Origin of the sequence: Cohnella silvisoli (assembly GCF_021190915.1) — a bacterium.
GTDB classification, from domain to species: Bacteria; Bacillota; Bacilli; order Paenibacillales; family Paenibacillaceae; genus Cohnella; species Cohnella silvisoli.
Genome location: NZ_JAIOAP010000004.1, coordinates 408,946 through 425,589, shown reverse-complemented (window position 1 = coordinate 425,589; position 16,644 = coordinate 408,946). Strand labels below are relative to the sequence as shown.

The following is a 16,644-nucleotide window of genomic DNA, read 5'->3' as shown; positions in this document are numbered from 1 at the left end:
ATCAATAATGACATTAAGTATTTAGTTCGCTAAACTTTCGGATAATACCAGCTTCCGATTAACCAAATCTCCATCGGATAGCAGTGTCAATGTGATGCTTTGACCCGGCAAATAAGCTTTCAGCAGCTCGTTGAGTTCTACCACTGAAGAAACTTGCTTTCCGTTAATGGAATACAATTGATCGCCGACGTTAATTCCCGCTTTAACCGCATTGCCGGGAGAAACGGCGGTAACCGTCATCGGTTCTTCGGTTGGAAGTCCAACGACCGCCGACCAGCTTTCCTCCAGTTCTATTCCAAGGGCAGGCCGGTTTACTTTGCCGTACTTGTAGAAATGGTTCAACACGTATTGAACGGTATCCGCCGGAATGGCGAATCCCATGCTGTCGATATCGACATCGACGAACTTCATGGAGTTAATGCCAACAACCTCGCCCTTCAAGTTAACGAGCGGGCCTCCGCTATTGCCTGGGTTTATCGCCGCATCCGTCTGCAATAAGTTATAGTCTGACGATACCGAACGGTTCATCCCGCTAATGATACCGACCGTTGCCGTATTCCGCAGAGAAAAGGAAACCGGCGTGCCGATGGCAATGACCGTTTCTCCGACTTGCACCTTCAGAGGCGATGGTGCGATCGTTGCTATTTTCAAACCTGTCGCATTGATTTTCACTAAAGCCAGGTCGCTCGTCACATCGATTTGCTTGCGAGTACCCGCGTATTCCTTGCCGTCAGCCGTCACGACAACAATTCTCTCCATATCCTTAACTACGTGCGCATTGGTCACGATCCAGCCATCGCTCTTCACGATAACGCCGGTACCATGCGCGAGCGAGAAACGGCTGCTGGAATTCTCGTCAACGGGTTTGCCTATGATGGCTACGACTGATGGGGATACCTTCTTAATAACGTCGGGTATGATAGAATTCGGCGAGTAGGTATATTTCTTGGTCGAAGAATTATAGGAGCCCGTCCCTCCTATTTGAGAAACAAGCGACGAGGCCTTCACGTATACGTCGCCATTGATGACTTTGGCATCCAATGCCACGTTATTCCCAGTAGTTGTAGCTGCTCCAACCGTCCCGGCCATCGTCAAAACGGCTGTTAGGATGACGGCAACCATCGCTTTGCGATGTTTAGTTCTAATCAAACTTTCCCTCTCCCAACTTCTTCTAGTAAACAGAATAACTCTACCATAAATGCGCTAGCCTGAGAATGAAAATATAGGGTAAATTTCCCTTTTTAAAAAGAAAAAACGAGCCGAGAAGCCTTCGCTTCCAAGCTCGTTTATGTATCCTATTCATTCACTGGATTACCAGCCGCTGACCATCTTCACATCCGCTGCTATGAATACAAGAAGCGCCACGGTTCCGAATCCGATCGCGAACACGTTTTTGCGAGGCCGCTGCAATAAAAGGCGCACTAGCCCTGCGGCGATAAGGATCGTGAATATGACCATGAAAATATCGAAGTGTTCGTAAGTACTCACTGCCTCAGTTGCTTGCTCCGCTAGAAACATAAGGGGGACCTCCTTTATCTGACCTAATAAACCCATCTTTATCTATGTTAGCTTCTGAACGCCCGGCTTGCAAGCCCGAAGTTGATGCCGTAACAACTTTGTCACACACTTACCGAACGGCTTGATGATTCTATGACCTATTATAAGGAAGGATTGCAAGTAGTATCAGTAATTTTTATGAATGGTATTCATTTATCCACATTGTCGCATAGGGGTAATCTATGGTACGATTTAAACACTATTTCAAACAAAAGGTATCGGAATTCATTGCTATTCCGGCGAAGGGAGTCGCATTAAATGTCTTATCAGGCGGTATGGATGGATCGCGACCCGTCCAAGTTAAATAAATTCGAATTTTACAAAATGGAAAAAGACGGCTTGGACATCATCCGCGATATTGTAGAGAAGTACTCGAAAGAGGGCTTTGCCTCGATTCCGCAGGATGATTTCAACCTTTTCAAATGGGCGGGCGTTTACCAACAAAAGCCGAATACCGGCCACTTCATGATGCGAATTCGTATTCCAGGCGGTATCCTTACCTCCAAGCAAGCTAGAGAGCTCGCTGCGATCGGACGCGATTACGGAAGAGGCTTAATCGACGTAACGACGCGTCAAGCCATTCAATACCATTGGCTCGAAATCGAGCAAATGCCCGACATCTTCAATAGATTGGAATCGGTCGGCATGTCTGCCTTCGAAGCCTGCGGCGACTGCCCTCGTACGATCGTTGGCAATCCGCTTGCCGGCATCGACCCTAACGAGTTGTTCGATACGACGCCTTGGGTAGACGAGCTTGAGCGCTTTTTCCTCGGCAACCGAGACTTCTCAAACCTGCCTCGGAAATATAAAATGTCCATTTCCTCCAATATCTATAACAGCGGACATGCAGAAATTCAATGTTTGGCGTTCACTCCGGCATCGAAAGTCATCGACGGAGAAGAAGTTCTCGGCTTCCATGTCATGGTGGGCGGCGGATTATCCGCTAAGCCGCACTTGGCGCGCCGATTGGATATGTTCGTCATACCGGAAGAAATGCTTAAAGTTGCTATCGGCGTAACGACTTTATTCCGCGATCACGGTTATCGGGAAAAACGCCACTACGCCCGCTTGAAATATCTCGTAGCGGAATGGGGCATTGAGAAGTTCCAGGAAGAGCTCATTAAACTGATCGGCGAAATGCCTTCACTCGGCGATGACCGGATCGTCGGTTGGAACGCTTCCTACTTCGACGGCGCACATCCGCAAAACACGCCAGGCCTCAACTATGTCGGCCTTAACGTACCCGTTGGTCGGACAAGCAGCGACGAGTTGGACCAACTGGCCGATTTGGCCGATCATTACGGTGACGGAACGATTCGTACAACCGTGTCGCAGAACTTGATCTTAACCGGCGTATCGGACGATAAGGTCGAAGCACTGCTCGAACAGCCTTTGCTGCAGCGGCTGAACCCGAATCCTAACCGCTTCATGAGCCGGACGGTCTCGTGCACGGGGAACGAGTTCTGCAACCTGGCGATCGTTGAGACCAAAGAATTCGCTCGCCGCGTAGCCTTATACTTGGATGAGCATATTCAGTTAGACGAGCCTGTGCGCATTCACTTCATCGGTTGCCCGAACAGCTGCGGCCAGAAGCACATTGCCGATATCGGACTACAAGGCTCTCTCGTCAAAACGCCCGAGGGCATGGTCGACGCTTACGATATCGCGGTCGGCGGAACGCTCGGACCCGGCGCTAAGTTCAACACGGCTTTGAAAGGCCGAGTCAAAAGCGATAACGTTAACAATGTATTGGCGCAAATCATTAACTTCTACAAGGATACCCGCCAATCCGGCGAATCGTTCCACCAATTCATCGAGCGTGTAGGTATTGAAACCATGCAAGCGAAGCTTACCGAAATTCTGGCGGTTGCTTCTTAAGCCGTTAGATCATGAAGACAGGCTCCCTGTACGCCGGGGAGTCTTTTTTTGATCGAATTATAGCCATTTAGGGTTAAACCCAGCTCTTTGTCCCATACTATTGTAAAAATTATTAGGAGGAGGAATCGTTCATGAATGAGGATTTGTACTCACTGGCTATGTTAAAGCCCGATGAGGTGGAAGAAATCCGGGAAATCGAGCAGCGATTATCTAAGAAAACCGGTCAGTCCATCGCATTGATCGCTTATCAAGCGGAAGTTGCAAATGGAGCTCCAGATTAAGGCGGCTACCCAAAGAATGGAAAACCAAATTTTGTTCATACTAGATGAGGAATCCAACATCTGGGAGGACATTCTATGAAAAACCGACTTCTAACACTCCTTACCCTTGCCGTGTTAATGATCGCAGCCCCATCGCTTATCGCGGCCGCACCGGCGGCAGCACCGGGAGAGCACCATCACTCCGACCAGAAGCCAACCGTAGATTGGAAATCGTATCCTGCGGACATCCAGGCGTTGAAGGTCCAGCTAGATAAAATACGGTCTGAGCAAAAGGGCTTGTTTGAAACGATGAAGTCCCAGCAAGAGCAAATTAAATCGGCTCGCAAAACGCTTACGTCGGACCAACGCCATACGCTTAAGAAACCGGCTAAGATGATCATTGAGAAGATGAGAGCTTCCCGGGATGATATTCATGCTCTGCGCGACCAGAAGCACGATACTTGGCAGAGCTTCCAAGCGCATGCCGAGAGCAAGCAATGGAGCTCCGCGAAGAGCGATATGCAAACGATTATCCAACAGAAACTGCAAATCGTCGAGAAGCAACAAGGCTTGGTGAAGCTGCAGAAGCAGCTGCTTATCCTGATCAACCCCGCGCATGAATCGCATATCCTTTCCGAGAAGTAAATGCGTAATAAGTAAAGGCGAAATCCTTTAGGGGATTATCGCCTTTTTTGCGCGGAATAGGAAATAGCTTAACCCTCATACTCGCGATAAGCACCGGAACGATCACGCCGAAAGGCAAGAATAAGACGGGATTGCCGATAAAACAGATAGATCGCGGCGAAGCCGTAGATGACCGTGTATATCCAACATAAAACAAGCATCCATCGGTTAAGCCTGTTACTAGCTTTTACAACCATTTCTCCCACCCCAATGCTTTAAATCGCTCTCCCGTCGCTATGCATCCTATCTTTTTTTCGCTAATGTACAGAATCCGCGACGATTTCCGCTTCCTTTCCACCTCCATAAGCCTATGCTCTACTTACTCGAATCTCAACCTTTGCATGAAAAAGTAGAAATAAAGGGATTTATACAGGTAAAGTAGTGGCTGCTACGTATGAATGAGGAAATAACGGCATTTGTCCATTTATTCCAGAGGTAATGGGGGGGGAGGTAGATGAATGGGGGAAATTAACTGGACTTTTACAGTAAAAGGGATCAACCTTCTCAAATTGAATCTAATTAACGGGACTTATACAGTTATTAATTTTCTGCCATGCTGACTCATACAATCGAAATTGTCTTGGAGATGCAGGCGTGGAGTTGAAAGTTTGCATGCAAGATTTAGGGCTGTTCCCTTAAGGTCAGTAATGACCAAATGGAAACAGCCCCTTAAGTTACTTCATTTATGCCTTAGCTAGCGCCGCTTCCGTTCTTGCGCGATCTCTTTCCAGCACGGGGGCAAGGTACTTGCCTGTGTAGGAAAGCGCAACTTTGGCCACATCTTCCGGCGTACCGGTGGCGACGATCGTCCCGCCTCCGTTGCCGCCTTCCGGTCCCAAATCGACGAGATAATCCGCTGTCTTAATTACGTCCAGGTTATGCTCGATGACCAGCACGCTTTCCCCGGAATCGACTAGACGATGGAGCACTTGCAGAAGGCGATCAATGTCATCGACATGAAGTCCGGTAGTCGGTTCATCTAGTATATAGAGCATCTTACCCGTGCTCCGTCGGTACAATTCAGCCGCGAGCTTAACGCGTTGGGCTTCTCCGCCCGAAAGCGTAGTCGCTGGCTGGCCAAGGTCCATGTAACCAAGGCCAACATCCATTAGCGTCTGCATCTTACGATGGATTCGCGGAATGTTAACGAAAAACTCCGTCGCATCCTCAATCGTCATGGCCAGAACTTCTGCAATGCTCTTGCCTTTGTATTTTACTTCTAACGTTTCGCGATTGTAACGTTTGCCTTTGCAAATCTCGCAAGGGACGTATACATCCGGCAAGAAGTGCATCTCGATCTTGATAATTCCGTCGCCTTTGCAAGCTTCGCATCGGCCACCCTTGACGTTAAAGCTGAAGCGGCCTTTCTTATATCCGCGTACTTTAGACTCGTTAGTCATCGCATACACGTCACGGATATCATCGAATACGCCGGTGTAAGTAGCCGGGTTGGAGCGCGGCGTCCGACCGATCGGGGATTGGTCTATATCGATGACTTTCTCCAAATTTTCGAGTCCGTTGATCTCTTTATACGCGCCGGGCCTGGTCTTCGCCTTATTCAAATCCCGTGCGAGCGTCTTATATAGGATTTCATTAACTAACGTTGATTTGCCTGAGCCCGAAACACCCGTAACCGCGGTAAATACGCCTAACGGGAATTTAGCATTAAGGTTCTTCAGGTTGTTTTCCTTGGCGCCTTTAATCTCAATCCACTTCCCGTTCGGCTTGCGCCGTTCCTGAGGGACGGGGATAAACTTGCGTCCGCTTAAATAAGCGCCGGTGAGCGACTTCTCATCGTTCATCACTTGTTCCGGCGTACCTTGCGAGATGACCGTCCCGCCATGAATTCCCGCACCCGGACCGATATCGATAATCCAATCCGCGGCCATCATCGTATCTTCATCATGCTCGACAACGATAAGCGTATTACCGAGATCGCGCATATGGTTCAGCGTATGGATGAGGCGGTCGTTATCCCGTTGATGCAGACCAATACTCGGTTCATCGAGAATATAAAGAACTCCCATGAGACTCGATCCAATCTGAGTCGCCAACCGTATACGCTGAGCCTCTCCGCCTGACAAAGTACCCGCAGCACGGGATAAGGATAAATAGTCCAAGCCGACGTTCACGAGGAAGCCTAGGCGATTGTTGATTTCCTTCAAGATAAGGTTGGCGATCGCCTGCTCCTTCTCGTTAAGCACAAGTCCAGAGAAAAACTTCTGCGCTTCCCCAATAGATAACGAGGTCACATGAGCGATATTCTCTTTGCCGATCGTAACGGCAAGCGATTCCTTCTTCAGGCGTTTCCCTTGGCATTTGCCGCAAGGCTTCGCGCTCATATAAGCTTCAATGAACTCGCGTATGCCTTCCGAGCCGGTTTCCCGATAACGGCGTTCCAGGTTGTGAACGACCCCTTCGAAGGGAACCTGAGCATCGCGCGTATGCCCGAACTCGTTCTCGTAACGGAAGCGGATCTTCTCTCCGCCCGTACCGTATAAAATGATCTGCATTTGCTTGTCATTCAGCTCGGTGATCGGAACATCCGTAGCAATTCCAAAGTGGGTACATACGGCAGCGAGAAATTGCGGGTAATAGTTAGATGTGCTGCCCGCCCAAGCTTCGAATGCTCCCTCATCAATGCTCTTACTGCGATCCGGGATCAGCAGATCGGGATCGACGACCATCTTCACGCCAAGTCCATCGCACTCCGGGCAAGCTCCATAGGGAGAGTTAAACGAGAACATGCGCGGCGCTAGTTCATCGATAGAGAAGCCGCACTCCGGACAAGCCAAATTGGAGTTAAACATCAGCTCTTCTTTATCCATAATATCTACGATGATTTGTCCGCCTGACAACTTCAATCCGGTTTCCAATGAGTCTGCCAGCCTGGAAGCCACATCATCTTTAACGACGATGCGGTCAACGACGACTTCGATCGAATGCTTCTTATTTTTCTCCAGCTCGATCTTGTCGGACAGATCGCGGAGCTCGCCGTTAACGCGCACACGCACGAAGCCTTGCTTCTGGATGTCGGTTAGCAGCTTGGAATGTTCGCCTTTGCGTCCGGATACGACCGGGGCTAGAATTTGAAGGCGAGTCCGTTCCGGATATTCCATAATCCGGTCAACCATCTGTTCCACCGTCTGCGAAGTGATCTCAAGCCCATGGTCCGGGCAATGAGGCCGACCTACCCGCGCGAACATCAAACGCAAATAATCGTAAATCTCCGTCACGGTACCTACCGTTGAACGCGGATTACGGCTTGTTGTCTTCTGGTCGATGGAAATGGCTGGCGACAGCCCTTCGATCGAATCCACGTCGGGTTTGTCCATCTGACCGAGGAACTGACGCGCATACGCGGATAACGATTCTACGTAACGGCGCTGACCTTCGGCATAAATCGTATCGAAGGCGAGCGACGATTTCCCTGAACCGGAAAGCCCCGTTAAGACGACAAACTTGTCGCGGGGTATCGTTACGTCGATATTTTTCAAATTATGGGCGCGAGCGCCCTTGATGATTATGTTCTCGATGGCCAAACGAAAAAGCCCCTTTCGCGACATCGCGGGGGCTTTCATTATGCCAGCCGCAGTCGCACACGAATAGGAATGTGTGTTCCCGTTCATTATACAGAACTGCGGCTGGTCATGCAAATGATTTTATATAACGCATATCACACTATTATTTTACAATAGCTCTTTGCGAAGCTGCTCCGGCGACTTTGGCGACAATAGACCGAACGGTACGTCGAAAACGGTTTTCGCGCCTTTCTGTCCGGCTTGCGCCAAGCGGTAGCCGGCTCGGGCATAGGCGACAAGAACGCTCGCCGTAAATTCCGGATTGCTGTCCAGCTTAAGACTGAATTCGATCAATTGGGTGCTGGCGTTGTCTTGGCCGGTTTGACCGCTGCGGATGACATTGCCGCCGTGCGGCATCTTCGAATGCTCTGCACGAAGAACTTCCTCGGTCACGAAGTGAACGATCGTCTCGTAATCGGCGAAATAGTTCGGCATATTCCGGATTTCGTCCGCGACCGCCTCGCTGTCCGCTCCATCCTCAAGCACGACATAACATTCGCGCAAATGCTTTTCCCGGGTCGTCAGCTCCGGATTGCTTCCGCTGCGAACGCGCTCAACCGCCGCTTCATGGGGAATGGTATATTGAATGCCATTACGGACCCCTTCTACGCGACGAATGGCATCGGAATGCCCTTGGCTAACCCCTTTGCCCCAGAACGTATACTCCTTGCCTTCGGGAAGGACGGCTTCCGCCAACAATCGATTCAACGAGAACAAGCCAGGATCCCAACCCGTGGAAATAACGCTCACGTGTCCGCTCGATTGGGCCGCGTCGTCGACTTTCTGGAAATATTCTGGAATGAGGGCATGCGTATCGAAGCTATCGACGGTGTGGAAATGCTGCGCCAAGTAAGGACCTTGGTCCGGCAAATCCTTTGCCGAGCCCCCGCATAAGATCATCACGTCGATCTTGCCTTTATATTGTTCGATATCCGAAATGGAAACCATCGGCGTTCCAGCATCGATCGACTCCGGGTTGCGCCGCGTGAAGATCGCTTCGAGCTTCATATCGGGATTTTGGCGAATAGCCGCCTCGACACCCCGTCCCAAATTGCCATAACCTACAATACCTACCGAGATCACTTTACTCACTTTTGTGTGCCTCCTGATTTTCTTCTAGATGATCGTTGTAGTTAGATCCAACCGCGAGCTTCCATGGCCTCGGCGATACGTTTCATGGAAATCATATAAGCAGCCGTACGAAGATCGATGTCGTGCTCCAGCGAGAGCGCGCGAACGGCATCGTATGAAGCATTCATCTTCTTCTCCAGCTTCTCCAAAACTTCTTCTTCCGACCAATAGAAATGCATCCCATTTTGCACCCATTCGAAATAAGAAACCGTAACCCCGCCGGCATTCGCCAAAATATCGGGAATCACAAGGACGCCTTTCTTCTTCAACACTTTATCCGCTTCGGGCGTTGTCGGCCCATTCGCGGCTTCCGCGACGATCTTGGCGTGAATGTTAGCCGCGTTGCGACCTGTTATGACATTCTCCAGCGCTGCAGGCACAAGAATATCGACATGGAGCTCAAGCAGAGCCTCGTTGGATATGTGATATTCATTTCCGTATTCCGCAAGCGATCCTTTGTCCTTCAACTCGCATACCCGATCCAAGTCCAGCCCTTCCGGTGCGAACAAGCCGCCCCGCGAATCGCTAACGGCAACGATTTTGCAGCCGACTTCGGCAAGCAGTCTTGCCGCGATCCGTCCGGCGTTGCCGAATCCTTGAACCGCAACCGTCGCATTGTCCGGCGAAAGACCGATATCTCTAAGCGCAGAGAGAATCGTATAAACGCAGCCTTGGGCAGTCGCTTCGTTCCGGCCTTTGGATCCCCCTAGAATTAGCGGTTTTCCGGTAATGACCCCTGGGGAATGAACTCCCTTCAAACGGCTGTAAGTATCCATCATCCAACCCATGATCTGCGGAGTCGTGTACACATCGGGAGCCGGGATATCTTTCTCCGGTCCGATAAAATCGGCAATGGCTTCCATATACCCGCGGCTGATCCGCTCGAGCTCTCCCTTGCTATGCTCATGGGGATCGCAGATGACTCCCCCTTTGCCTCCGCCGTAAGGAAGTCCGACGACTCCGCATTTAAAGGACATCCACATGGACAACGCTTTGACTTCATCCAACGTCACATCCGGGTGGAACCGGATTCCGCCCTTGGCAGGTCCGATTGCGTCATTATGCTGCGAACGATAGCCTTCGAACACCCGTACAGTCCCATCATCCATCCGCACCGAGAAGTTAACCGACAAAACCCGTTTAGGCTTTTTCAAAATATCCGTTACATGTTCAGGCAATCGTAAATAAGAGGCTGCTACATCGATTTGCTTGTGCACGATTTCAAAAGGATTTAATGTTTCCTGAAGTAAAATGCTCATAAGTTCAATATCCTCTCTGTCTAAGTTCCGTAAGATTTTTGAAAAAACAACACTTCAACTATTTTACATGATTAAACGGACTCATAAAAGCATTTTTTGTGAAAAAATAACAAACTTTATGCATATTTGTCCATGTATTATTGACAAAAAAAGGAGAACACGAATGCTCGTGTCCCCCTTACTGTCCAACTACATGCTAGCCTTCAGCTCAAGCAACGCGTCTCTAAGCTCTGCGGCACGTTCGAATTGCAAGCTCTTCGCCGCTTCTTTCATCTCGAATTCCAGCCGCTCGATGATAGACGCCCGGTCCTTCTTCGACAACTTGCTAAGATCTTCGGCGCCGGTGAGGTAAGTGCTCTTCTCCTCGGCGACCTTCGTTGCTTCTATAAGATCGCGAACCTTCTTGATAATCGTCTGCGGGGTAATTCCGTGTCTCTCGTTATACGCGAGCTGAATCGTCCGGCGCCGATCGGTTTCTCCAATCGCCTTCGCCATAGAATCCGTGATCTTATCCCCGTACATGATGACGCGCCCTCCGGAATTCCTCGCCGCGCGTCCGATCGTCTGAATCAATGAACGCTCCGAACGAAGGAACCCTTCCTTGTCCGCATCCAATATAGTGACCAGCGACACCTCCGGCAAGTCGAGACCTTCTCTGAGCAGGTTGATCCCAATGAGCACATCGAACACGCCAAGCCGCAAATCGCGCAAAATTGCCATCCGTTCAAGCGTCTTGATATCCGAGTGGAGGTATCGCACCTTAATGCCGACTTCCTTCATGTAATCGGTCAAATCCTCCGACATCTTCTTCGTCAAGGTCGTGACAAGCACCCTCTCGTCTTTGGCGATCCGATCGCGGATTTCCCCGAGGAGATCGTCGATCTGTCCCTTCGTCGGACGGATCTCGATAATCGGATCGACGAGCCCCGTTGGCCGGATAATCTGCTCGATCATCGTCGGGCAATGTTCCAACTCGTAGGGACCCGGGGTTGCGGATACAAAGACGAGCTGCGTGGCCTTTTCCTCGAATTCCTCGAATCTCAAAGGCCGGTTGTCCTTCGCCGACGGCAAGCGGAAGCCGTGATCTACTAGAACCGATTTACGGGCCTGGTCACCGTTGTACATGGCGCGCAATTGCGGAAGCGTTACATGCGACTCATCGATAACGATCAAGTAATCGTCCGGGAAGAAGTCCATAAGCGTATACGGCGTCGCCCCGCGCTCCCTGAACGTCATCGGCCCGGAATAGTTCTCGATCCCGGAGCAGAAGCCCATCTCGGCCATCATCTCGAGATCGTAGCGGGTTCGTTGTTCCAGCCGCTGCGCTTCAAGCAGCTTGCCAGCGTCGCGCAGCTCGACGAGCCGCTCCTCCAGCTCCCTTTCGATATTGACGAGCGCCCGCTTCATCTTCTCTTCGCCCGTCACGAAGTGAGAACCCGGGAAGATGATGACATGCTCCCGCTGACCGGTTATTTCGCCAGTCAGAACGTCTATCTCCGTTATGCGTTCGATCTCGTCCCCGAACATCTCGACCCGAATAGCCGAATCTCCCCGCGATACGGGGAATATCTCAATGACGTCCCCGCGCACGCGGAATGTCCCCCGTACGAAATTCATGTCGTTGCGCTCATATTGAATATCGATCAGCTTGTGAAGAATCGCGTTTCGCGATTTCTCCATCCCGACGCGCAGACTAAGCCGCAAATCCCGATACTCCTCCGGCGAACCGAGACCATAAATGCAAGATACGCTGGCTACGATAATGACGTCCCGTCTTTCGAACAACGAGGCCGTCGAGGAGTGGCGCATCTTATCGATCTCGTCGTTGATGCTCGAATCCTTCTCGATGTAAGTATCGGTAGACGGAATATAGGCTTCCGGCTGATAGTAGTCGTAGTAGCTGACGAAGTATTCCACCGCATTTTCCGGGAAAAATTCCTTAAACTCGCTGCATAGCTGCATGGCCAACGTCTTATTGTGCGCGATAACGAGCGTCGGCTTATTTACCTTTGCGATCGTTTGCGCGATCGTGAACGTTTTCCCCGTGCCAGTCGCTCCGAGCAAGGTTTGATGCTTCTCCCCCGCCAGAACGCCTTCCACCAGCTGCTTGATCGCACCCGGTTGGTCCCCGTCCGGCGAATACTCGGATACCAATTTGAAAGGCTTGTTTTCTATTTCCAATACTGTCATAACCGATTTCCCCCCGCTCGATTCGCATGACTTAAGTCCTATGGGATTCACTCCCAGAAATACCGATATAATTAACGATGCGTTCAATTATAGAATGTGTGTTCCCATCTATTATATCGGTTTCCATCGGCAGCGTCAAAAGGAGAGAACACGTTTGAAACGTCTTGATAAAACAACGTCCATCGGCATATTGGCCGGACTAATCGCACTCATCGGAGGATTTCTCTGGGAAGGCGGCCAGTGGCAAGGCTTAATCGAGAAAACCGCGATATTGATCGTCTTCGGCGGCACTTTCGCCGCAACGGCCGTCAGTTATCCTTGGTCGAGGCTTAAGCGAATACCCGAAGCTTTGAAGCTTGTTTTCCGGCCTCAAGAGGAAGACCCGCAGCGTCTTATCGATGACATCGTGGAATTTGCCACCATCGCAAGGCGCGAAGGCGTATTATCTTTGGAAAGCCATGCCTCCGAACACGTCAATCGGTTTCTTCGCGATGGCATCCAGATGGTCGTGGACGGCACGGACGCCGACTTGAACCGCCAGATTCTCGAGGTCGAGATCGATGCGGCGGAACAGCGTCTGGAGCAGCAAGCCAAAATATTCGACTCCGCCGGCGGATACGCTCCCACGATGGGAATCATCGGCACGGTCATGGGACTTATTCACGTGCTCGGCAACCTCTCGGACCCGTCTACTTTAGGTCCATCCATTGCCGTTGCTTTTACCGCTACTCTATACGGAGTCGCATCCGCTAACATTATCTATCTGCCCCTCGCCTCCAAAATTCGTTCCCGCTGCGCGGAACAAATCCACGTGCTCGAGCTCATGCTCGAAGGCATTCTAGCCATTCAAGCCGGAGAGAACCCGAACCTCATTCGCAAGAAGCTGACCTCGTTCCTACTGCTGGGAGATTCGCCCGATTTAATTGCCGCGAAGAAGGTGGCCGCCGATGCGCAAGAGTAGCACGCGGCAACGGCGCGATCGCGGCGCTCCTAACAATCACGAACGCTGGCTGATCACCTATGCGGATTTAATAACGCTCCTCTTGATCTTCTTCGTTATTCTTTACGCGATGAGTCGGCTGGACCTTAAGAAATACGATATGCTCTCGCAATCGTTGCAAATGCAATTCCGCAAAGCGGACAGTTTGCTTGAGAAGGGCTCAGGCATTATGGAAGGGAACATGGACCCCGCCAAGTATAAAACTCCCGCACCTTCGGAAACTCCCGAGCCTACTCCATCCAATAAACCTCAGAGAGAGGTTAAGAAACAGGAACAGGAGCTTCAGGATCTGCTCAAGGTCATCCAGAAATACGTCAAAGACAATCACTTGGAAAATGAAGTGTTCGTTGTCGATACGCCTCAAGGAATATCCATCCGATTGTCGGACCGTTTTCTGTTCGATCTAGGCCGCGCGGATTTGAAACGGGATTCGTTGCCTGTGTTAAATCGATTATCCAGCTTATTCGACAAGCTGTCGACGACCATCTCGATCCAAGGCCATACCGACGACTTGCCTATACAGCCGGGTGCGGCGTTCCAGGATAACTGGGGACTTTCCACCGGTCGCGCGCTATCCGTGCTTCGTTACTTCGTCGATGTGAAGGAACTGGATGAAAAGAAATTCGAAGTTGCCGGATATGCGGATACCCGCCCGATCGCCCCTAACGACAAAGAAGCTGACCGGCAGAAAAATCGTCGCGTGGAAATTCTCGTTTTGCGGCAGAATTAACCGACTTTATGATAGGATATAAGTAAAACGGCTTCGCCGCAGACAGGGAGACTGAAGCATGGGATTGTTTGATTTCATCAAGGGACAGTTTATCGAAGTCATCGAATGGCTGGACGACAAGGGAGTTCTCGTATACCGTTTCCCCGCTTACGATAACGCCATTAAGATGGGAGCAAAGCTCGTCGTTCGGGAGTCCCAGGCCGCGATCTTCATGAACGAAGGTCAAATCGCCGACGTATTCGGACCGGGCACCCACACGTTAAGCACGCAGAATCTTCCCGTATTAACCGCGTTAAGATCGTGGAAATACGCTTTTAACTCGCCTTTCAAAGCGGATGTCTTTTTCCTGAATACGACTAATTTCACCGATTTAAAATGGGGTACGACGAACCCTGTCATTATGCGCGATCCGGAGTTCGGAATTATTCGTATGCGCGGATTCGGCAATTATTCGATCAAGATCAGCGATCCCGCCGTGTTCCTTAAAGAAATATTCGGAACGGGCCAAGAATTCACGACCGCCGGCATTACCGGATTTCTCAAGACGATTATCGTCTCGGGGATCAGCGATTTGCTCGGAGAGTCGAAAATTCCCGTCGCGGATTTGGCCAGCTCCTATGATGAGTTGGGACAGCTAGCCTCAACGAAGCTGCAACCGCCGTTCTCGGCGATCGGTTTGACACTCACAAGCATTACGATCGAGAACGTGTCGCTGCCGGAAGAAGTCGAGAAAATGATCGACCGCAAGTCGTCGATGAATATCGCGGGCAACCTGGACAATTACATGAAATATCAAACCGCGGAAGCGATACGCGAAGCGGCCAACAATGAGAGCGGCGGCATTGCCGGCGCTGGGGCCGGACTTGGCGCGGGGATGGCAATGGGTCAAATGATGAGCCAGATGTTGAACAAACCCGCCGAGCCGCAACAGGCAGCTGCGCCGCAACAGCAACAGCAGCCGCAACAATCCGCGGAGCCTCAACAGCAACAATCCAGCGGCAAGAAGTTTTGTTCGGAATGCGGAAGCAAGCTTACTGAAAATGCGAAATTCTGCTCCGATTGCGGAAGCAAAACTTAGCGGAGGCGGCTATGAGCACCCAGACTACGGCAATCCGGTTCCCTTGCGGCGGCTGCGCGGGGCCGATGGTATTCGATACCGAAAGCCAAAATTTGAAATGCCAATATTGCGGCGCGGAGCAAACCATCGACAACGTCATGGAACAGCCGAAGGAGCATCCCTTCAACGTCGAGGACGAGGATTTGGCGGAGCTTCATGATTGGGGCACCGAGCAGCAGGCGATTCACTGCGAAAGCTGCGGCGGGGAGACGCTGATCCCGGCCGGACAGACGACAACGGTATGCGTCTTCTGCGGATCGCCGAAAGTATTGCCTCAGGATAACGTCAGCAGCATTCGCCCGGAGTCCGTCATTCCTTTTCAAATCTCGCGGGATAAGGCTTTATCCTCCTTCGCCGCATGGAAGCGAAAGCGATGGTTTCTCCCGTCCGAGTTCAAGAAGCGGAACGTCGATTCCCAGCTCAATAGCATCTATATTCCCTATTGGACCTACGATACCGACACCTACTCGGTTTACTCGGCGGAAGTAGGAATTTATCATTATCGCACCGTCACCCGGACCAGGGTCGTTAACGGTAAAACGGAGACCTATCAGGATACGGAAAGGTATACGGTTTGGCATTCAACGCAAGGCGATTATGATCGGGCGTTCGACGATATTCTGATTCCCGCTTCCGGACATTATGACACGGAATTGTTAGAGAAGCTTGGCGACTTTAATCTTAGCGAGCTTCATGCTTACAAACCCGAATATTTAAGCGGATATATTTCGGAACGATATTCGGTAAACCGCGAGCAAGGCTGGGAAGAAGCACAGGAGTATGCGGATAATCGGTTGGAGTCGGAGATCAAAGAAGAAATCGGCGGCGACGAAATTCGCAACCTGAACATTAGAACCTCTTATAACGATATTACTTATAAGCACTTATTGCTTCCTGTATGGAACGCTAACTACACTTACAAATCGCGTCCTTATTATTATATGGTCAATGGGCAGACCGGAACGGTTTCCGGTCACGTCCCTCGCAGCGCAACCAAAATTACATTATTCACGCTGTTGTGTATAGGAATCGTTGGCGCCATCGTGCTTTTATTTATGAACATGAACCAGCAGTGAGCGATGAGCGGTGAGCGATAGAACTCATGATCATGATTTGGGGATGACCTGGCTTCTCGCTTGGGTCGTCCCTTTTTTATGCCCGCAAGTTGACATGATTTAATATTTAGCTTATCATCTAAATATAAGATTTAGATAATTGTCTAAATACCGAAATAACCCCATGTGGAGGAAGGACGCC

Annotated in this window: 13 protein-coding genes; 7 read left to right on the top strand and 6 right to left on the bottom strand. The window is 50.6% G+C overall.

Annotated features, from left to right (window positions below; translation table 11 throughout):
* Window positions 1–21 precede the first annotated feature (21 nt).
* Window positions 22–1,149: a S1C family serine protease gene (locus K7P76_RS11105; RefSeq protein ID WP_232185359.1), complete on the bottom strand. Its 1,128-nt coding sequence runs from the start codon at window positions 1,147–1,149 to the stop codon at window positions 22–24.
* A gap of 162 nt (window positions 1,150–1,311) precedes the next feature.
* A complete protein-coding gene (locus tag K7P76_RS11100) occupies window positions 1,312–1,518 on the bottom strand; it encodes a hypothetical protein (protein WP_232185358.1) in 207 nt (68 codons plus the stop codon).
* Window positions 1,519–1,815: 297 nt separating this feature from the next.
* Here K7P76_RS11100 and K7P76_RS11095 point away from each other — a divergent pair, with 297 nt between their 5' ends.
* The 3 genes from K7P76_RS11095 (at window position 1,816) to K7P76_RS11085 (ending at window position 4,340) form a co-directional block, all read left to right on the top strand.
* Entirely contained in the window at window positions 1,816–3,435 is a 1,620-nt protein-coding gene (locus tag K7P76_RS11095; RefSeq protein WP_232185357.1) for a nitrite/sulfite reductase, read from the top strand.
* A gap of 131 nt (window positions 3,436–3,566) precedes the next feature.
* A complete protein-coding gene (locus K7P76_RS11090) occupies window positions 3,567–3,716 on the top strand; it encodes a hypothetical protein (RefSeq protein WP_232185356.1) in 150 nt (49 codons plus the stop codon).
* Window positions 3,717–3,791: 75 nt separating this feature from the next.
* Complete coding sequence (locus tag K7P76_RS11085; protein ID WP_232185355.1) at window positions 3,792–4,340, top strand: hypothetical protein; 549 nt, start codon at window positions 3,792–3,794, stop codon at window positions 4,338–4,340.
* Window positions 4,341–5,062: 722 nt separating this feature from the next.
* On the opposite strand, the gene uvrA is transcribed toward K7P76_RS11085, so the two are convergent.
* The 4 genes from uvrA to uvrB all read right to left on the bottom strand — a co-directional run bounded on the left by uvrA (window position 5,063) and on the right by uvrB (window position 12,540).
* Window positions 5,063–7,921, bottom strand: a complete 2,859-nt coding sequence (gene uvrA / locus K7P76_RS11080) for an excinuclease ABC subunit UvrA (protein ID WP_232185354.1) — start codon at window positions 7,919–7,921, stop codon at window positions 5,063–5,065.
* A 147-nt stretch (window positions 7,922–8,068) separates the two neighbouring features.
* Window positions 8,069–9,052, bottom strand: coding sequence for a diaminopimelate dehydrogenase (locus K7P76_RS11075; RefSeq protein WP_232185353.1), 984 nt, complete (start codon window positions 9,050–9,052; stop codon window positions 8,069–8,071).
* A 41-nt stretch (window positions 9,053–9,093) separates the two neighbouring features.
* The gene (locus K7P76_RS11070) at window positions 9,094–10,350 is read right to left on the bottom strand and encodes a Glu/Leu/Phe/Val family dehydrogenase (protein ID WP_232185352.1); all 1,257 of its coding nucleotides are present in this window, start codon (window positions 10,348–10,350) and stop codon (window positions 9,094–9,096) included.
* A gap of 189 nt (window positions 10,351–10,539) precedes the next feature.
* Entirely contained in the window at window positions 10,540–12,540 is a 2,001-nt protein-coding gene (gene uvrB / locus K7P76_RS11065) for an excinuclease ABC subunit UvrB (protein WP_232185351.1), read from the bottom strand.
* A 154-nt stretch (window positions 12,541–12,694) separates the two neighbouring features.
* Between uvrB and K7P76_RS11060 the strand changes: the two genes are divergently transcribed.
* Genes K7P76_RS11060 through K7P76_RS11045 form a run of 4 tightly spaced genes read left to right on the top strand, consistent with a single transcriptional unit; the run spans window position 12,695 to window position 16,463 of the window.
* Window positions 12,695–13,501, top strand: coding sequence for a flagellar motor protein (locus K7P76_RS11060; RefSeq protein WP_232185350.1), 807 nt, complete (start codon window positions 12,695–12,697; stop codon window positions 13,499–13,501).
* Window positions 13,488–14,270, top strand: a complete 783-nt coding sequence (locus K7P76_RS11055) for an OmpA/MotB family protein (RefSeq protein ID WP_232185349.1) — start codon at window positions 13,488–13,490, stop codon at window positions 14,268–14,270. Before K7P76_RS11060 ends, K7P76_RS11055 begins: the two co-directional genes overlap by 14 nt.
* Before the next feature lie 58 nt (window positions 14,271–14,328).
* Window positions 14,329–15,348, top strand: a complete 1,020-nt coding sequence (locus K7P76_RS11050) for an SPFH domain-containing protein (protein WP_232185348.1) — start codon at window positions 14,329–14,331, stop codon at window positions 15,346–15,348.
* Between the two features lie 11 nt (window positions 15,349–15,359).
* Complete coding sequence (locus K7P76_RS11045) at window positions 15,360–16,463, top strand: TFIIB-type zinc ribbon-containing protein (protein WP_232185347.1); 1,104 nt, start codon at window positions 15,360–15,362, stop codon at window positions 16,461–16,463.
* The last annotated feature ends 181 nt before the right edge of the window (window positions 16,464–16,644 follow it).